Annotated in this window: 16 protein-coding genes; 9 read left to right on the top strand and 7 right to left on the bottom strand. The window is 72.4% G+C overall.

Annotated elements, in window-relative coordinates:
- Positions 1 to 342 precede the first annotated feature (342 nt).
- The gene (locus tag J2S41_RS11220) at positions 343 to 1,002 is read right to left on the bottom strand and encodes a response regulator (protein ID WP_310366428.1); all 660 of its coding nucleotides are present in this window, start codon (positions 1,000 to 1,002) and stop codon (positions 343 to 345) included.
- A complete protein-coding gene (locus J2S41_RS11225) occupies positions 999 to 1,829 on the bottom strand; it encodes a sensor histidine kinase (RefSeq protein ID WP_310366430.1) in 831 nt (276 codons plus the stop codon). Before J2S41_RS11225 ends, J2S41_RS11220 begins: the two co-directional genes overlap by 4 nt.
- Positions 1,830 to 1,927: 98 nt before the next feature.
- Between J2S41_RS11225 and J2S41_RS11230 the strand changes: the two genes are divergently transcribed.
- The 4 genes from J2S41_RS11230 (at position 1,928) to J2S41_RS11245 (ending at position 5,018) form a co-directional block, all read left to right on the top strand.
- Positions 1,928 to 2,647: an ABC transporter ATP-binding protein gene (locus J2S41_RS11230; RefSeq protein WP_310366432.1), complete on the top strand. Its 720-nt coding sequence runs from the start codon at positions 1,928 to 1,930 to the stop codon at positions 2,645 to 2,647.
- Positions 2,644 to 3,384, top strand: a complete 741-nt coding sequence (locus tag J2S41_RS11235) for a hypothetical protein (RefSeq protein ID WP_310366434.1) — start codon at positions 2,644 to 2,646, stop codon at positions 3,382 to 3,384. Before J2S41_RS11230 ends, J2S41_RS11235 begins: the two co-directional genes overlap by 4 nt.
- A gap of 59 nt (positions 3,385 to 3,443) precedes the next feature.
- Positions 3,444 to 4,010, top strand: coding sequence for a hypothetical protein (locus J2S41_RS11240; RefSeq protein WP_310366436.1), 567 nt, complete (start codon positions 3,444 to 3,446; stop codon positions 4,008 to 4,010).
- A gap of 312 nt (positions 4,011 to 4,322) precedes the next feature.
- Positions 4,323 to 5,018, top strand: a complete 696-nt coding sequence (locus J2S41_RS11245; protein ID WP_310366438.1) for a DUF6082 family protein — start codon at positions 4,323 to 4,325, stop codon at positions 5,016 to 5,018.
- Here J2S41_RS11245 and J2S41_RS39815 read toward each other — a convergent pair.
- Positions 4,967 to 5,167, bottom strand: a complete 201-nt coding sequence (locus J2S41_RS39815; RefSeq protein ID WP_374728124.1) for a DUF397 domain-containing protein — start codon at positions 5,165 to 5,167, stop codon at positions 4,967 to 4,969. The genes J2S41_RS11245 and J2S41_RS39815 overlap by 52 nt on opposite strands.
- A 1,078-nt stretch (positions 5,168 to 6,245) precedes the next feature.
- Positions 6,246 to 6,812 carry a hypothetical protein gene (locus tag J2S41_RS11250; RefSeq protein WP_310366441.1) on the bottom strand — a complete coding sequence of 189 codons (567 nt, stop codon included), beginning with the start codon at positions 6,810 to 6,812 and terminating at the stop codon, positions 6,246 to 6,248.
- Positions 6,813 to 7,301: 489 nt separating this feature from the next.
- On the opposite strand from J2S41_RS11250, the gene J2S41_RS11255 reads away from it, so the two are divergent.
- From J2S41_RS11255 to J2S41_RS11265, 3 genes are all read left to right on the top strand, one after another.
- Entirely contained in the window at positions 7,302 to 8,579 is a 1,278-nt protein-coding gene (locus J2S41_RS11255) for a multidrug effflux MFS transporter (protein WP_310366442.1), read from the top strand.
- A gap of 106 nt (positions 8,580 to 8,685) precedes the next feature.
- Entirely contained in the window at positions 8,686 to 9,588 is a 903-nt protein-coding gene (locus tag J2S41_RS11260; protein WP_310366444.1) for a dioxygenase family protein, read from the top strand.
- Between the two features lie 49 nt (positions 9,589 to 9,637).
- On the top strand, positions 9,638 to 9,850 hold the full coding sequence (locus J2S41_RS11265; RefSeq protein ID WP_310366446.1) for a CDGSH iron-sulfur domain-containing protein: 213 nt from the start codon (positions 9,638 to 9,640) through the stop codon (positions 9,848 to 9,850).
- Here J2S41_RS11265 and J2S41_RS11270 read toward each other — a convergent pair.
- Positions 9,822 to 10,832, bottom strand: coding sequence for an iron-containing redox enzyme family protein (locus J2S41_RS11270; RefSeq protein ID WP_310366449.1), 1,011 nt, complete (start codon positions 10,830 to 10,832; stop codon positions 9,822 to 9,824). The genes J2S41_RS11265 and J2S41_RS11270 overlap by 29 nt on opposite strands.
- Before the next feature lie 376 nt (positions 10,833 to 11,208).
- Between J2S41_RS11270 and pip the strand changes: the two genes are divergently transcribed.
- Positions 11,209 to 12,162, top strand: coding sequence for a prolyl aminopeptidase (gene pip / locus J2S41_RS11275; RefSeq protein ID WP_310366451.1), 954 nt, complete (start codon positions 11,209 to 11,211; stop codon positions 12,160 to 12,162).
- A 51-nt stretch (positions 12,163 to 12,213) separates the two neighbouring features.
- Here pip and J2S41_RS11280 read toward each other — a convergent pair whose 3' ends face one another.
- Together J2S41_RS11280 and J2S41_RS11285 are read right to left on the bottom strand one after the other, a co-directional pair.
- A complete protein-coding gene (locus J2S41_RS11280) occupies positions 12,214 to 15,672 on the bottom strand; it encodes a S8 family serine peptidase (RefSeq protein ID WP_310366454.1) in 3,459 nt (1,152 codons plus the stop codon).
- 108 nt (positions 15,673 to 15,780) lie between these two features.
- On the bottom strand, positions 15,781 to 16,317 hold the full coding sequence (locus tag J2S41_RS11285; RefSeq protein ID WP_310366456.1) for a hypothetical protein: 537 nt from the start codon (positions 16,315 to 16,317) through the stop codon (positions 15,781 to 15,783).
- 75 nt (positions 16,318 to 16,392) lie between these two features.
- On the opposite strand from J2S41_RS11285, the gene J2S41_RS11290 reads away from it, so the two are divergent.
- Positions 16,393 to 18,372 carry an acyl-CoA dehydrogenase family protein gene (locus tag J2S41_RS11290; RefSeq protein ID WP_310366459.1) on the top strand — a complete coding sequence of 660 codons (1,980 nt, stop codon included), beginning with the start codon at positions 16,393 to 16,395 and terminating at the stop codon, positions 18,370 to 18,372.
- Positions 18,373 to 18,417 lie beyond the last annotated feature (45 nt).

Genomic DNA, 18,417 nt, shown 5'->3' on the forward strand with positions numbered 1-18,417 from the left:
CACCCTAGATCAGCCCCGGGTGACCGCGTAGCGTCCGGCGGCCTCCGCCGCGCGGCCAGATCTGGCCTGCGCTGGCTGCGGGGTCGTTCCTCGAAGGCTCAGTCAGGTGCGTGGCCGGTTCGGCCCGCGCTGGCCGCGCGGTCGTGCCTCGGAAGCGGCGTCAGGTGCGTGGCCGGTTCAGGCCTGCGCCGGCCGCGTGGCCGCTCCACGAATCTTGCGTCGGCGCGCGACCGGGCCGCGAGGCTTGCGTCTGGCCGTGTGGCTGGGCCGCGAAGGTTGCGTTGGCCGTGTGGTCGTGCCGGGAGGCTTGCGTCGGCCGTGTGGCCGGGCAGTGAAGCGGCGTCAGCCGCGTGGGCGGACCAGGCCCGCGTTGAAGGCGGCGATGACCAGTTGGGCCCGGTCGCGGGCCGCCAGTTTCGCCAGCAGGTGGGTGATGTGGGTCTTGACCGTCTTGACGGAGATGACCAGCGCGGTCGCGATCTCGTCGTTGGAGAGCCCGCCGCCGATCAGCGTCAGCACCTCCACCTCGCGCGCCGTCAGCCCGCGCAGCGCGGGAGCCGGCCGGCCGGGGCGGGGCGTGCCCACGTAGTGGCTGATGAGGCGGGTGAGGATGGACGGCGCGAACAGGGAGGCGCCCGCGTGCGTACGGTGGATGGCGTCGATCAGGTCCTCCGGCCGCGCGTCCTTGAGCAGGAAGCCGGAGGCGCCGGCGTGCAACGCCTGCCAGACGTACTCGTCCAGCTCGAACATGCTCAGGACCAGCACCCGCGTGCCGGACAGCACCGGGTCGGCGCAGATGCGGCGGGTGGCCTCCAGGCCGTCGAGGTGCGGCATGCGCACGTCCATCAGCACCACGTCCGGCCGGGTGGCGCGGGCGCGCGTCACGGCCTGCGTGCCGTCCGCGGCCTCGCCGACCACCTCCAGCGCTGGCTCACTGTTGATGATCATGGCGAGGCTGCGGCGGAGCAGCGGCTGGTCGTCGACGAGCAGGACGCGCGTCACGACGCCGTGTCCGGGATGCGGGCGGTGACGCGGAAGCCGCCGTCGACCGCGGACGTGAGCAGCGTGCCGCCCAGGCTGGTGACGCGTTCGCGCAGGCCGGCCAGGCCGTGGCCGGCGCCCGGCGTGGCGTGCCAGCCGGGTGCGGGCCCGCCGTCCGCGACCGTGACCACCACGTGCGGGCCGTCCCGGTGGACGTGCACGCGCACGTCGGTCGGGCCGGCGTGGCGGGCGGTGTTGGCCAGCGCCTCGCGGACCGTGCGCGCGACCGTGACCTGTACGCCGGGCGACACCGGGCCCAGATCGGTCACGATGAGCTGCGGGCGCAGCCCGGCCCGGCCCGCGTTCTCCACGATGCCGGGCAGGTCGTCGAGGCCGTCGACCGGGGTGAGCGCGCCGGCGGGCGCGCGCAGCACGCCCAGCATGCGGCGCAGCTCCGCGGTGGCCTGGCGGCCGGTCTCCTCGATGTCGGTCAGCGCGTCCGCGACCTCCGGCGACTTGGGCAGGTGGCGGGTGGCGGCGGCCCGCACCGTGATCAGGCCCAACCCGTGCGACACGATGTCGTGCAGGTCACGCGCGATGTGCAGCCGCTCGGCGAGCACCGCCTCGGACGCGGCCCACGCGGTCAGGCGCGCCTCGTAGGCGGCCCGGTCGGCTCGCGCGCGCCGCACCGCCCAGATCGCCGCGCCGGCCGCGGCGCCCGCGATCACCGGCGGGAGCACGGACGCGAGGGGCCCGGACGCGCCGATCGAGCACATGCCCAGGGTGAGCACGACCGCGGTCACGACCGCGACGACCAGCACGGGGGACAGCGCGCGACGGGGTCTCACCGCATCGACTGTAGTTCTCGGACCCAGGTCGGAGACGGCCGCGGGATTCGGATCGCGGTCCGATGTGTACGCGCCGACCCGGCGGTTGACTGACCGGCATGATCACTATCGATCGGGTCAGCAAGACCAAGGGCAGGACCCGGATTCTGTACGACGTGAGCTTCGAGGCCCGGCCCGGCCGGGTCACCGGCTTCCTCGGCCCGAACGGCGCGGGCAAGACCTCGACGCTGCGCGTCCTGCTCGGCCTCGACCGCGCGGACGGCGGCACCGCGCTGGTCTGCGGCCGCCGCTACCGCGACCTGGACCGGCCGCTCACCCGGGTCGGCGCGCTGCTCGACGGCTCCGGCGCGCACCGGGCCCGGACCGCCCGCGCGCACCTGCGCTGGATGGCCGCCAGCAACGGCCTGCCGGGTTCGCGGGTGGACGAGGTGCTGGAGGTCGTCGGCCTGACCGCCGACGCCCGCAAGCGTGCCGGCCGGTTCTCGCTCGGGATGAGCCGCCGGCTGGGGCTGGCCACGGCGCTGCTCGGCGACCCGGAGGTGCTGATCCTGGACGAGCCGATCAACGGGCTCGACCCGTCCGGCATCCGCTGGATGCGGACGTTCCTGCGGGAGCGTGCGGCACAGGGGCGCACGGTCCTGCTCTCCAGCCACCTGATGGGCGAACTGGCCGAGACCGCGGACGACGTGGTCGTGATCGACAAGGGGCGGGTCGTGGTGTCCGGCTCGCTGGCCGAGGTCACGGGCGATCACCGTACGCTGGAGGACGCGTTCTTCGCCCTGACCGCCACGAGCGCGCCGGACGGTGCCGCGTGGTGACCGCGGAGCTGCGCAAACTGCTCGGGCTGCCGACCGCGTGGGCCGGCCTGATCGTCGGCACGCTGCTGGCCCCACTGACCGTGCTGATCAACGCGCCGTCGATGCGCCGGGTGATCGCGGACGGCACCATCGACGACCTGTCCGACCTGGGCCTGCGCGACCTCGGCATCGGGCTGGTCGGCCCGATGGTGCTCGGCGTGGTGGTGATCAGCAGCGAGTTCACGCCGACCGGCGAGCACTCGCCCGGCGTCACGCAGCTGCACGCCACGCTGACCGCCATGCCGTCCCGGCTGCGGCTGCTCGCCGCGAAGACGGCCGCGCTGATCGTGATCGTGTTCGGGCAGGCGGTCGTGGTCACGACCGCGGTGCTCACGCTGACCCGCGCGCTGCACGGCGATGTGATGCCGCCGACCGACTGGGCCCGGGTGGTCTCGGCGGTGCTCTACTGGGTGCTGCTGGCGCTGCTGTCGTACGCGATCACGCTGATCGTCCGCAACGGCATCGTGACGCTCACCCTGCTGATCATCAACAGCACGTTCGTCTCCGTCTCGTACCTGCTGACCAAGGTGACCGATCTGGCGCACTACCTGCCGGACATCGCGGGCGCGCGGATGTTCATCCGGGGTGGCGCGTTCGAGATGCCGATGTCGCCGCTCACCGCCGGCCTCACCATGACCGCCTGGGTGGTGGCGCTGCTCGCGATCGGCGGCTGGCTGTTCCACCGGCGGGACGCATGAGCGAGTCATCGGGTCGGCGCCGCCCCACGGCGCGACCGCACGATGGAGGACCGTCCGGCATGAATCTCCTGGTCGCGGAGTCGATGAAACTGTGGACGCTGCCGTCGCTGCGGCTCACCGTGCTGCTCACGCTGGCCTCGACCGGGCTGCTGCGCTGGGCCGCCGGTGAGCCCGGCGCGCTGCCGCTCACGTACACGCAGGCGGGTTTCCTGATCCTGGGGGTGCTGGCGGCGTCGTCCGAGCACGAGGCCGGCGGCCAGTTCCGGTCCACGCTGCTGGCCGTGCCCCGCCGCGCGCCGCTGCTCGCCGCCAAGGCGGTCACGCTCGCCGCCGCCACGCTCCCGGCCGCCGCGGCCGCGGCGCTGACCTGCGGTCTCGGCGTCCCGGCGACCGCCTACCTGGTGCTGACCACGCTGCTGGCCGCCGCGTCCACGGTCGTGATCCGCCACGCGGTCCCGGCCGTGCTCCCGCTGCTGCTCGTCTACTTCATCGCGAGCCCGCTGCTCCGCGACCGCCTGGCCGACTGGCTCCCCGGCGACCCGGGCGACCTCGGTCCGGCGCTCCCGGCCTGGACCCTGACCGCCGCGGCGATCGCCGCCGTGACCTTCCACCGGCGGGACGCGTGAGCATGCTCCGCGGCGATGTGGAAGGTTGGTCACTCGCGCGGCGCGCGGGCGGTAGGCGACCGTCCGGTGCGGTTCAGAGATCTTGTCGACAGATACGCCTTGTGCTGCCTGGGGGATCGTAGGGGTGAATGTGAGGGGCGGCCGGATCGGCATCATGTGAGGCCGGAGTCGAATCAGGGGCGCGACAGACGCCAAGGCTGTCGACGTGGACGGCGCGGTGGACACTTCAGGTATCGGAGACCCCGTCTGGAGGAACCAATGCCGCTATCGCCCATCCCCCGGAGGGTGGGCAGCCTTGGGCTGCTCAGAACGGTGATCGCCATAGTGGTCTGGACCGCTGCCTTGGCGCTCATGGCCACGGCTGTTCTCATTTCGCCGATGCTTCTCCTGCTCGTCGATACTGAAAGTGCCAACTTCGGTCGTTTGAGCGATATCGGTCAGGCCTATGGCCCGGTTTCCACGTTGCTGTCGGCGATTGCGGTGTGTGTGGCTGTGCTCGTCCAGCGGCGTCAGTTACGCCAAGAGCGCATGGTTATGGCGCGTGAACTGCATGCGGGTATCCTCAAGACCGCGATGGAGGAGCCGTCATACACACAGTGTTGGGGACCGAGGGTAGCGCCCACCGATGTCGATGAACGACTCTTCTACTACACCAGTTCGATCATCTCGACTTGGTACTACGGCTGGGACTGCGGCGAGCTGTCCGATGACACCGTGCGTGCGTATGTACGCGCAATGGCGGACAGTGAGATTCCAAGAATGTATTGGGCGTCGTACGGCGCATGGCGCTTGTCGGCGGCCAGAGGGCGTCAACGCCGGTTCATGGGGATGGTGGACACCGAGTTCCGGGCCGTCATGGCTGCGGGCCCACCGTTGAGGAGGGCGGAGCCGGCCGTCGCGCGGCAGCAGGCGACGGAGCCCACGCGGCCCGTCACGTGCTGCCGCCCGGCTCGTTCCTATTCTGGCCGTTCCGCGGACCGTACCTTCGCGAGGAAGTGGCGCCACTGATGCTTGCTGACCGTCAGCAGCCCGGTGGGCCGGGTCGAGTTGCGGATCAATACATTGCCTTGCCACGAAGCGACCTCAACGCAATGAAGGTCTGACACGCAGCGGGTGCTCCGCTTCCAGGCCGGTGCGTTACTGCCTTGCTTCGTCATGGTTGCGAACCTCTCGGAGATACGAAGAGGCGGCGCCGGAGATGGGACTCCGGCGCCGCCTCTTGCGTGCGGTCGATCGATGGATGAGAAGGTTAGGGGGCTGATGGACTCTCGGAGGCGGGCAGTGGTGCCGGCGTTGTCGTGTTCGGGTGCGGCGGCTTGGGCGCCGGCGATGTTCCGGCCGGAGTCGGTGGCGGTGTGCCGATCGGGTCCACCGGATCGGATGCCGGGGAATCGGGCTGCTCAGTCGGCGTCGCCCACCCGGCGTAACCGCCGCTGAGAACCTGGCATCCGTCGTCCGGCCCGTCCGGTCCGGAAAAGACGGAGAGACCGGACGATTCTCCGACCGTGACCGCGGCCCTGACTTCTTCACCTGGTTGCAGGTTCACGGTTCCGGTGTCCGCGAGAGCCTCCTGGAGGGATCTCACGATGCGCCATTCACAGGCCTTGCTCGCCGGTGCCTTCAGGGTCACGACATATCTTCGGCCGGGCGGGCCGGCCAGCGTGACCTCGAGTTCCGGGTGGCCGGCTGAGGCGGGTACCGCTGGCGTCAGCGATGGCGCGGATGCGCTCGGTATAGGAGCGAAGCTCACCTTGACCTCTGGTGGGACCGCGTGGTCCGGGCTGAGCGTCGCGCGAGCCGCACCGGGGCGTGTTTCTCCCGTCCCGGGCATGGATCCGGTTCGGTAGCCCAGTGCTGATGCGGCGGCCATCCCGGATACTACGAGAGCCACCATCGCGAACCTGTAACCGCGACCGCGACCGCGTGCGGCTGTGGTGTGGTCCCAGTACCGGGTCCACGCTCTGGCCGCTGATGTCGTCATCGCCGGTTCGCCCCAATCGGTGCTGCCCGGCTGGCGGCCGGTGGCTCGGCACAGTGTCAGATCGGATTCGGCTTCAGGATGCCCACATCGGGCAGCGAGGATTAAGAAGCCTAGGGCGATCTGCCACTGTCCATGCTTGAACAGCCGGAGGCAGATCCGGTAGGCATCCGCTGCGGCTGATAGTACGGAGATCATTTCTTCATGAGAGGCTCCATCTAGGTCGACGGATGCGATACGGCTTTGTTTGCCTTTGATCATCTTCGTTCCAGGGGTCGGCTGCGGTGGGCATCGCTTGCGATATGTGTGGCCGTGTTGCTGATGAGGGCCTTGATCTTATCCATATCGAATTTCGTGATTTTCTCGATGTCCCTGTAGCGGAAGTACAGCATTCTGGCTAGAAGATAAGCCCATTGCTCGTTGCGTGGTCGTTTCGTGAGCGCTTCGTGGAATCTGGGATAGCGTTTCTCATGGAGTCGTAATAGATGGTCAAGGGCTTCCTTGTTTCTGGCGGGATCGTTATAGGTGATGATCCAGTCCGGAACGAGGTCCCTCTGTGCCAAGTTGAGGCATGCGTCGATGTGGCCAGGGCGTGCCGCGGGGTCGTCGGGCGGGCTGAAGGCCTGGGAATGCCTCTTGGCTAGCTCCTGGATGTCGTCCGTAAACGGTGATTTGCGAGTCCGGAGACGGTATTCGACCTCGACAAAAAAATTCGCCCGTTCGGTGGCGAGGCAGCGCCATGACTCACTTTCGAATTCGCCTGAAGTCCTTCTTTTCTTTTGCGTGGTCTCGTGGTCGCGGTGTCTATCGTTGTCGACGACCATTTGGTTGCTCCGATTCAAAGCGAACGGCCCGGCTGCTCAGCAGCCGGGCCGTTCGTCGATATATGTCATGGGGGTGGATGGTCGTGGGGTGCACGGGCATGTGGTGGCGTCGTCACCCCGATCGGCGCCGTTTCGGCGCCGACTAGGTCGGATGTGGCAAACAGTACACGAACCGGGCAACTTGCGCAAAGCGGAATTTTTTTCGCCTCGAGATGGCTATGCGGTGCTGGCCGGTGTCGTAAGAGCAAACGATCTTCTGGCGAGGAGGACATGGCGACCCGGCCGCAGCGCCTGCTCGTTGTGCGGGGGTCCTGGCGCATCGGCCGGGTCATCCCTGGGGAGGCGGCCGGCGCGCCCGTCGACACGTGGTGTGACCGGGCGCACGGCGCGGGATATCGGGAATGCGGTCGCGTTCGCGGGACTTGTCGGCCACTGTAAGGGCGGCGGTCCGGGCGGGTCGTTACGCGCAGTGACGGGGCGAGGAGAGCGATGACGGCGACCATGGAACGGCAGGTGGCGGGGACCGCCACGCCGGGTGATCTGATGAGCGCGGGGGCGCGGGCACGGCTGGTGCTGGTGCTCGGCTCGCTCATCGCGATCGGGCCACTCACGATCGACATGTATCTGCCGGCGCTGCCGTCGCTGACCGCCGAGTTCGCCACGACGGCGGCGGCGGTGCAGCTGACGCTGACCGGCACGCTGGCCGGGCTGGCCGCGGGGCAGCTGGTGATCGGGCCGCTGTCCGACGTGGTGGGCCGGCGGATCCCGCTGCTGGCCGGCACCGCGGTGCACGTGCTGGCCTCGATCCTGTGCGTGTTCGCGCCGAACATCGCGGTGCTCGGCGGGCTGCGCGTGCTCCAGGGCCTGGGTGCGGCGGCGGCCGCGGTGGTGGCGATGGCGGTGGTGCGGGACCTGTTCACCGGACTGCCGGCGGCGCGCATCCTGTCCCGGCTGATGCTGGTGATGGGCGCGGCGCCGGTGCTCGCGCCCACGTTGGGCAGCGCGCTGCTGTCGCGTACCGACTGGCGTGGGGTGTTCGCGGCGCTCGCGGTCTTCGGCGTGCTCCTGATCGTGATGACCGCGCTGGCGCTGCCGGAGACGCTGCCGCGCGAGCGGCGCCGGCCGGCCACGCCGGGCAGCGTGCTGCGCGCCTACGCGGGGCTGCTCCGCGACCGGGTTTATGTGGGCCTGGCGCTGGTGACCGGCCTGATGATGGCGGCGATCTTCGGGTACGTGGCCGGCTCCAGCTTCGTCATGCAGGGCGAGTTCGGCCTCAGCGAGCAGGAGTTCGGCGTGGCGTTCGGTGGCGGCGCGGCCGGCATGATCATCGCCACGCAGCTGAACGTGCGGCTGCTGCGCCGGTGGACGCCGAGCCAGATCCTGGTGAGCGCGCTGCTCGGCGGCCTCGCGGCGGCGGTGGCGCTGGTGGTGTTCGCGGTCGCCGACGTGGGCGGGCTGGCGGGCGTGCTGGTGCCGCTCTGGCTGGTGCTGGCTGCGGCGGGGCTGGCGTTCCCGAACGCGCCCGCGCTGGCGCTGTCCCGGCACGGCGAGGCGGCCGGTACGGCGGCCGCGCTGCTCGGCGCCGGGCAGTTCGGCATCGGCGCGCTGGCCGCGCCGGCGGTCGGCGTGCTCGGGTCGAACGCGACGGCCATGGCCGCGGTGATCGCGGGCAGCCTCGCGGCGGCGACGCTGGTGCTGTTCACGCTGGCGCGGCCGTGGCGGCTGGCCGAGCCGTCGGGCACGGACGCCGTGGTGGCGGTGCACTGACCGCGCGGGGCCCGCACGCCGCAAAGACGTGCGGGCCCGCGACTTGTTGACGCTACAACCTTCGCGGGCGTACCGTGTTGGTTGTAGGTACAACAAAGGAGTCCGCATGGCACCCGCCCCGCTCAGCACGACCGCGGCGGCCGACGCCCGCATCCCCGCGGGGCACCCGTTCGCCGCGCACCTGCGCCGCGCCGCCGACCTGCGCCGCGACGCCGCCCACCGGCCGTGGACCGCGGCCGACGGGCCGCTGCCCAGCCTGTACATCAGCCACGGCGCGCCGATGCTGTTCGAGATGACCGAGTGGATGACGCAGCTGCACAGCTGGGCGCGCTCGCTGCCCCGGCCGGCCGGCATCGTGATCGTCTCCGCGCACTGGGAGTCCGCGCCGCTCAGCGTCAGCAGCACCGAGCCGGGCGAGCTGGTCTACGACTTCGGCGGGTTCCACCCGATGTACTACCGGATGCGGTACGACACGCCGTCCGCCGCGCGCCTGGCCGAGCGGATCGCCGCGCTGATGCCGGACACCGAGCCGGTGCACGAGCACCGCGGCCGCGGCCTGGACCACGGCGCCTGGGTCCCGCTGAAGATCATGTACCCGGAGGCGGACATCCCGGTCCTGCAGCTCAGCATGCCCACGCACGACCCGGACCGCCTGATGGACCTGGGCCGGCGGCTGCGCACGCTGCGCGAGTCCGGCGTGCTGGTGATCGGCTCCGGCTATATGACGCACGGCCTGCCGTTCGTCGACTGGCGCCGGCCGGACGCGGTGCCGGGCTGGTCCTCGGACTTCGACGCCTGGGCCGCGGAGGCGCTGGGCCGCGGTGACGTGGACGAGCTCGCCGCGTTCCGCGACCGCGCGCCCGGCATGCCGTACGCGCACCCGACGGTCGAGCACTTCACGCCGCTGTTCGTGACGCTCGGCGCCGCCACCGACCCGGCCGCGCCGCCGCTGTCGGTGATCGACGGCTACAGCATCGGCCTGGCCAAGCGCTCCCTTCAGGCGGCCTGACCCCCGCCGTTCGTGTTTGTGCCGGTGACGGCGGGGAATCCGGGTCCGCATGGAAGATCACAAGGCGCGGATCACGCCCTACGAGGACGGGCCGCTGCTGGTGCGCGGCGACTTCGAGCTGATGACGCCGGACGGGGAAGTGATCGACGCCGGCCGGTCCACGGTGGCGCTGTGCCGCTGCGGCCGGTCGGCGCTCAAACCCTTCTGCGACGGTACGCACAAGGTGGTCGGCTTCACGGCTGGGACAGGCCGGGAGCGCTGACGCCGGGACGGAGTGAGCTGCGGCCGTCCGCCCACGCGTCCAGCAGGTGGCCGGCCCACAGCCCGTCCACGGCCAGGCAGGCCGCCGCGCCGAACAGCACGTCGCCGGTGAGCTGCGGCTCGGCCGCGCAGAACGACCCGCACAGGTCCGTGGCCGCGATCTGCTCGTGCACCGCGTCCGCCTCCACGTGCTCGTCGTAGAAGAGCGTGGCGTCCGTGCCGAAGCCGAGCCGGCGCAGGCCGTTGCCGTACCGCCGGTTGGGCAGCGACGACGTCATCTCGAACGCGGCCAGGTGCCCGATGATCGCGCCGCGCAGCCGACGGTGCAGGCCGAACAGCGACATCGTGTTGTTCGTGGCGAGCGTGACCGCGGGCACCGCGTCCACGTACGTGCCGTAGGTCGTGTCCAGGCCGAGCGCGGTCATCGTGTTCGCGAACAGCGTGGCGTGCATCCGCTCCGCGCGGCCCTGCCCGTACTCGTCGGCCTGGATCTCGATCAGCGCGGCCTTGGCGCGCCCGCCCAGCCGCGGGATCGCGAAGCTGTGCGGGTCCGCCTCGCGCAGATGGTAGACGGACCGGTGCGCCACGAACTCGCGGAACTCCGCCAGGCTGGACCCCTTCTGCAGGTGCTTGGCCAGCGACGGGCCGTCGTCGGCGTCGACGATGCCGGTCAGCGCGTGCGGCACCTCGGACGGGACCGTGTCCGGCTGCGGGCCCACCAGCTCACGCAGCTCGCGCTCGAACGGCGCCTCCAGCGCGGCGCGCAGCCGCAGCAGCGACGGCTCCCACTCCCAGCGCTCGTCCACCCCGTCCCAGCCGCGGAAGTGCAGCTCGTACGCGATGAACAGCGCCAGCTGCGCGTCCTCGTCGGTGAACGCGACCCGCTCGGGCAGCGACGGTGCGTCGTGCAGGTCGTGCGGGTCGCGGGCGAGTGCATCGACGAGGTACTCGCTGAGCGCGCCGCGGGGGATCGGCAGCTTCATCGCTACTCCTTCAAAAGCATCTGCGCAGGTCGCACGCGAATTCCCCGGGAGGCGCGGGCTAAACGATCAATCGCCGTGTGTCGATGGGCTGTTTTCGCCATAAACGCGTACATACCCGGCACGGTGGCATTTTTCAGGAACCGGCGCCGGTGAGCGGCCGGGCCGGCCGCCCGTGGAGGCGACGACGAGGGTACGTCGACGCCGAGCGCCCGGCGGAGTAGTCACGCTGTCCGCCGGCCGGCTCCTGCTCCCGGCGTGCCGATTCCCCGCGCTGGAGATCCTGTCCGGGGGTGATCGGCGCGCGCGATCGGGCGCCGGCCGGCCTCGCGTCCTAATAGGAGTGCGCCGGCGGCCGGTTCGCTGCCAGGATCGGGCCGTGACACGCGATCTATATCCCCCGATCGAACCGTACGACAGCGGCATGCTCGACGTCGGCGACGGCAACCACGTCTACTGGGAGACCTGCGGCAACCCGGACGGCAAGCCCGCACTGGTGGTGCACGGCGGCCCCGGCTCCGGCAGCACCGACGGCATGCGGCAGCTGTTCGACCCGGAGCGCTACCGGATCGTCCTGTTCGACCAGCGCGGCTGCGGCCGGAGCACGCCGCACGCCGCCGACCCGGCCACCGACCTGCGGCACAACACCACGCAGCACCTGATCGCCGACATGGAACGGCTGCGCGAGCACCTCGGCATCGACCGCTGGCTGCTGCACGGCGGCTCGTGGGGCTCCACGCTGATCCTGGCCTACGCGCAGACGCACCCGGCGCGCGTGTCGGAGATCGTCATCGCGGCCGTCACCACCACGCGCCGCTCCGAGATCGACTGGCTCTACCGGGGTGTCGGCCGCTTCTACCCGGAGCAGTGGGAACGGTTCCGCGACGAGGCGGGCGGCGGCGACGACGTGGTCGCGGCCTACGCCCGGCTGATGGAGGACCCCGACCCGGCGGTACGCGAGAAGGCCACCACGGACTGGTGCGCCTGGGAGGACGCGGTGCTGTCCGGCGAGCCCGGCGACACGCGATACGTCTACGGCGAGCGCCCACCGGCCGCGCGGCAGGCGTTCGTGCGCCTGTGCGCCCACTACTTCTCGCACGGCGCGTGGCTGGAGGAGGGCGCGCTGATCCGGGACGCGGGCCGCCTCGCCGGCATCCCCGGCGTGCTCGTCCACGGCCGCCTCGACCTGGGCGGCCCGCTGCACACCGCCTGGGACCTGCGCAAGGCCTGGCCCGGCGCCGAGCTGGTGGTGGTGGAGAACGCGGGCCACGCCGGCACCACCGAGACCCGCGCCCACGTGCTGGACGCGCACGACCGCTTCGCCGCGGCCTGACGGCCCGGCGGCCGGGCGCCCCGCCGCGAGGGCGCCCGGCTCCGGGACACGTCAGAACGCGCGGATCACGGTCTGGGTGAGCGTGTTGCCGGCCGTGTCCCGGGCGGTGACGCGCAGCGAGACCGGCTCCCGGCCGCCGCGCGGGATCAGTGCCAGCCCGCCGAGCGTGACGGTCCGGCGCCAGGTGCGGCCCTCGTCCGTGGAGAACTCGGCCGTGAGCGACGACAGCGGGGCGGTGAAGTCCAGACGTACGCCGAGCGGGCCCGGGTCGTAGTCCACGCCGAGCAGCGGCAGGTCGCCGGTGCCGGTCGCGGACGTGAAGCCCCACTCGGTGTCCGTCCGGGTGCCGTACCGCCAGTCCTCGCCGCCACGTTCGGTGGTGACGCGCAGTTGGTACGCGGACCGGCCCGGCGTGGTGGTCACGTCCTGCGCGCCGGTCGGCAGGTCGGCCACCTTCACGCCGTCCCGCCAGAGCGCGGCCGTGGACTCGCCCGGATAGGCGCCGGTGTGGTGGCCGTCGCCGTCGACGAACTCGGCCACGCGGAGCCGCAGCACGTCGCCGTCGCGGCGGGAGGACACGTCGGCCGGGCGGACCACCGGCGCGGCCCAGGTCTCCTCGCCGGTGCCCGGGCGGTAGGCGGTCACCGGGCCGGTGAAGCCGTCCTGGAGCGCGCCGATGCCGTTCCACGGGTACGCGTGGTGGACCAGGTGCTGCCAGAGCGAGTCGCCGGCGGACACCCACTCCTCGCGCACCGACGGCGTCCGCGCGATGCGTGACGTGTCGTTCCACGCGTACTCCTGCCACGGCCGCCACCCGAAGCGCTGCTCGCGGATCCAGTCCAGGCCGCCGTTGTGCGCGTACCGGGTGGTGATCCGGTGGGTGTTCGCGGTCGTCACCCGGTGCGTGATCCGCTCCGGAATCCGGTCCGGCGAGACCTGCATGACGTCGTAGAGGTACGGGCTGGACACGGTCAGCGTGAGGTCCAGCGCCACCGGGCGGCGCAGCAGCCGCCGGCCGTCCTCGTGGGACACCGCGATCGCGGGCAGCGGCAGCCTCTCCGCCGCGGACGGGTCCCAGCCGGTCCACGGGTCGACGCCGGGCTCCTGGATGAGCACGACCGCGGCGGCGCCGGCGGCGGCGTACCGGGACAGGTCGCCGCTGCCGTCGTCCGCGACCAGCACCGCGCGGCCGCGCACGCTCGCCGCGCCCCACGCGGCCAGCGGGAAGCGGCGCGTGCCGCCGTCCGCGGGGGAGCGGTCGACCAGGTACGCCGCGACCTCGCCGACGCCGTCCGCGGACGCCCGCACCCGCGGCGCGGCGAGCTGCCAGCGGGAGGAGAACTCGAACGAGCCGGTGGTCACGCGCGGCGTCGGCGACACCCGGATGTCCGTGGTGCCGCTGAAGCGCATCACGCCGTGCGCCAGCGACCGCCCGGTCTCGGTGACCCGGTGGACGTAGTAGCTGGTGATCGCGGTCGGTACGGCCGGGCGGGGCGTCTCGATCCGGATCGGCGTGCCCCGGCGCGCGTCCAGCAGCACGGTCGTGTCGCCGGTGACGCGCAGCTCCGGGATCGCGACGAAGTCGTCCATCGTTTGCCGCGCGGGCTCGATCGTGGCGGTGAGCAGGTACGTGCCCTCCTGGAGCGACACCGTGACGCCGTCGCGGTCGGCGGCGAGCAGGTGATCGAAACGGCTGTCGTCGCCGAACACGGTCAGCGCCGGCACGAACGCGGGCGCGCCGTCCCGGCCCACCGCCTTGATCGTGACCCGGTGGACCGGGCCGTCGACGACCGCGCCGACCGCGGTGGTCACGACGACGCCGCCGGGCGCGGTCGCGGTCAGCCAGCCGCTGAGCCGCCCGGGCCGGCGCCCGCCGGCCGCGACCGTGACCGTCACGGCCGCGGTGCCGCCGGCCGCAACGGTCACGGTGGCCGGTGCGGTCGCGAACGACGGCGCGGCCAGCGTCAGCGTCACCGGCGCGGGGCCCGCGTTCGCGTACGTGACGGTGCGGGCGGCGGCGGGGGAGGAGACGGTCTGCCGGCCGAAGTCCGCGACCGGGCTGCCGGTCACCGTCTGCGTGGTGGCGCGCGCCAGGTCGAGCCGGCCCGCGCCCTGCCCGTAGACGGACGCGCCCGGCGCCGTCCGCGCGGTGCTGACCAGCGCCTCCTTGATGCGCGGGCCGGACCAGTCCGGGTGCTGCTGGGCGAGGATCGCGGCCGCGCCGGCCACGTGCGGCGTCGCCATCGAGGTGCCGGACGCGGCCGTGTAGTGCGCGTCCACCGGCGTGTCCATCGCGGTGCCGGCCGCCCGGGCCGCCACGATCGCCACGCCGGGCGCGGTGATCTCCGGCTTCAGCGCCAGGTCGCCGGCGCGCGGCCCGCGGCTGGAGAAGCTCGCGAGCGCGTCGTCGCGGCCGACCGCGCCGACCGTGAGCGCCCGCGCGGCGCTGCCCGGCGTGCCCACCGTGGAGTCGCCGTTCTCGCCGCTGTTGCCGGCCGCGATCACGAACAGCGCGCCGGTCGACTCGCTGAGTTCGTCCACGGCGAGGCTCATCGGGTCGAGGCCGTCGGTCGGCTCGCCGCCCAGGCTCAGGTTGACCACGCGCGCGCCGGCGCCGGCCGCCCACTGCATGGCCGCGATGATGTCCGACTCCCGGCCGTACCCGTCGTCGCCCAGCACCTTGCCGATCAGCAGGCTCGCGCCGGGCGCCACGCCGCGGCGGTCGCCGCCGGACGCGGCGCCGGTGCCGGCCACCGTGGACGCCACGTGCGTGCCGTGCCCGTGCCGATCGGTCACGTCCGGGCTGTCGCTGAAGTTCCGCGCACCGGCGATCCTGCCGTCCAGGTCGGGGTGGGTCGCGTCGACGCCGGTGTCCAGCACCGCGACGGTGACGCCGCGCCCGTCCAGGCCCTTCGCCCACGCGGCCGGCGCGCCGACCTGCGCGGTGCTGCGGTCCAGCGCCGCCCGGACGCGGCCGTCCAGGTAGATCGTGGTGGCCGATGCCGTACGCGCGCCGGTCCGCTCCTTCCAGAAGCCGGCCAGCGCGGTCTTCGCGGGCGCGATCGCGGTGGCGCCGATCGCGGTCAGCGGCGCGCCGGCCGCGCGCATCCCGGCGTCGCCGCCGCGGACGATCAGCGGCAGCGTGTCCGTGTCCGCGTCGCCGTACCCCTGGGAGATCAGCCGCTCCACGTCGAACAGGTCCGCGTCCACGCGCCCGGCGCCGATCAGCGGGATCGCGTCCTCCGGGACGACCCGGAGACCCCCGTCGCCCTGGTAGGTGTGGAAGCCGACCGACTCCCGCCCCGGCGCGGGCGTCACGGTGGCCGCGTACCGTCCCTCCGCGGCCTCGGTCAGCCGTACCGTGTCGCCGGTGATCAGCGTGACCACGTGCGAGTCCGGGCCGGCCGGCGTGACCGTCACCGCCGGGGGCGGCGCCGCCGCCGCGGGCGCGGCGACCAGGGGGATGGCCGTGGCCCCGATCAGGACCCCGGCGAGCAGACGACCGAGCATGGTGGCTCCTCATGGTGCGTGGTTCGCTGCACGCATGATCGCCGCCGGGTGTTTACCGCCGTGTTTCGTCCACCTGGGTCAAAGTTGACATGGCGCCATGTGGACAGTTCAGTACGCGGTGAGCGCCGCGGCCAGCGACACCAGTGCGCACGCGAGCAGTGACGCCCCGGTGCCCGCGCCGACGGCCGCGCTCGGTGTCAGCCCGCGCGCCCGCGCGACCGGCACGGCGACCACGGACACCAGCGTGACCAGCACGGCCGTCACGTGCAGCAGCGGATAGCCGAGCAGCACCGCGAGCGGGAAGAAGTGCACGCCGACCACGAACGCGATCCAGACCGGGATCCACGGCGCGCGCCGCAGCCCGGCCAGCACGCCGGCGCCCAGGCCCGCGGCGGTGCACTCGATGCCGACGACGATGCCGAACGCCCGGCCGGTGTCCGCGTCGAACGCGGTGCCGCCGGACCAGTTCGGCAGCGCCACCGCCAGGCCGCCGGCGAGCGTGACGACGCCCAGCGCCGTACCGCCGAGCAGGTATCGTCGCCAGCCGGCCGGGGGCCGCTCCTGGGCCCAGCCGAACCAGGCGGTGGAGAAGAAGCCGAAGATCACTGCGGTCATCGCCGCGTCGCGTATGTGCTCAGTGAGCATGTGTGTTCTCCCCGTGAACGCTGAGCCGCACGGTAGCAGGCATGGGCCACAGGATCTTGGGGCAATATCGTAGGTATGACGGATGATCTGGCCGACCGCCTGCGTGAGGTGCTGGACGGGCGGTGGGCGCACCTGCGCCGCGCCGCGCGGCAGAAGCTGGACAGCCGATTCGTGACCGTGCCGGGCGAGACCGGTGACCAGGCGCGCGAGCGGATCAGCCGGCTGGTGCGCGAGATCCCGCCGGAGGTGGGCGTCACCGCGGGCTTCCCGGCCGAGTTCGGCGGGGCGGACGACCCGGGCGGCTCCATGGTGGCCACCGAGACGCTCGCCCAGGTGGACCTGTCCCTGATGGTCAAGGCCGGCGTGCAGTGGGGACTGTTCGGCGGCGCGGTCTACGCGCTCGGCACCCGGCGGCACCACGAGGCCTGGCTGCCCGGCATCATCGCCGGCGACGTCATGGGCTGCTTCGCGATGACCGAGACCGGGCACGGCTCGGACGTGCAGCGGCTGCGCACCACCGCGGTCTACCACCCGGAGACCGAGACGTTCGACCTGCACACGCCGTACGAGGCGGCGCGCAAGGACTACATCGGCAACGCGGCCCGGGACGGCCGGATGGCGGTCGTCTTCGCCCAGCTCATCGTGGGCGAGCGGCGGCACGGCGTGCACGCGTTCCTGGTCCCGATCCGCGACGACCGGGGCAGGCCGATGCCGGGCGTCACGATCGGCGACGCCGGCGCCAAGGCGGGCCTGCTCGGCGTGGACAACGGCCGGATCGCGTTCCACCACGTCACCGTGGACCGCGAGATGCTGCTCGACCGGTACGGACAGGTCGCGCCGGACGGCACGTACACCAGCTCGATCGCCAACGACACGCGCCGGTTCTTCACCATGCTCGGCACGCTCGTGCGTGGCCGGGTCAGCGTCGGCGGCTCCGCCTCCGCGGCCGCCAAGAGCGCCCTGACCATCGCGGTACGGTACGGCGAGTCCCGGCGGCAGTTCACCGCCCCGGACTCCGAGCGCGAGGTCGTGCTCAACGACTACCTGGCGCACCGCCGCAAGCTGCTCACCGCGTTGGCCCGCAGCTACGCGCTGTCGTTCGCGCAGGAGAAGCTGGTCCGCGACCTGTCCGACGCGCTGGCCGGCGGCGAGATCGAGGACCGCCGGCAGCGGGAACTGGAATCCCGCGCGGCCGGGCTGAAGGCCGTGCAGACGTGGAACGCGACCCGCACCATCCAGCTGTGCCGGGAGGCGTGCGGCGGCGCCGGCTACCTTGCGGAGAACCGGCTGCCCGGGCTCAAGGCCGACACGGACGTCTTCACCACGTTCGAGGGCGACAACACGGTGCTGCTGCAGTTGGTCGGCAAGGGCCTGCTCACCGGCTACCGTGACGCGTTCGGGTCGCTGGACGGCTGGGGCCGGGCCGCGTTCGCCGCCGAGCAGGTCCGCGAGATGGTCCTCGAACGCACCGCGGCCCGCTCGCTGATCACCCGGCTGGTCGACGCGGTGCCGAAGCGCGGCGACAGCGTCGGGCTGACCGAGCGCGGCTGGCACCTGAGCATGTTCGAGGAGCGGGAGAAGCACCTGCTGGAGGGCGCGGTCCGGCGGCTGCGCCGCGGCGCGGAGACCAAGCGCGACCGGCCGTTCGACATCTTCAACGACGTCCAGGACCACGTGCTCGCCGCGGCGTCCGCGCACGTCGACCGGGTGGTGCTGGAGGCGTTCGTGGCCGGCGTCGAGGAGGTTGCCGACGCGCCGGTGAAGGCCCTGCTGGACAAGGTCTGCGACCTCTACGCGCTGAGCACGATCGAGGCGGACAAGGGCTGGTTCATGGAGCACGAGCGGCTCACCCCGGCGCGCGCCAAGGCCGTCACCGCGGCCGTGAACGACCTGCTCACCGAGCTGCGGCCGCGGATGCGCACGCTGGTGGACGGATTCGGCGTACCGGACGCGTGGCTGAACGCCGCGATCCTGCGCGAGGAGGCGGACCGGCAGGCCGTCATGTCCTCGGCGGACCACGCCGCGGCCGGCGAGGAGATCGTGCCGATCGGCTGAGGTGACCTGGATCACAGGGCGCCGTGAACCGCGGGCGGGGCGCGC

The organism is Catenuloplanes atrovinosus, assembly GCF_031458235.1.
Classification (GTDB): Bacteria; Actinomycetota; Actinomycetes; order Mycobacteriales; family Micromonosporaceae; genus Catenuloplanes; species Catenuloplanes atrovinosus.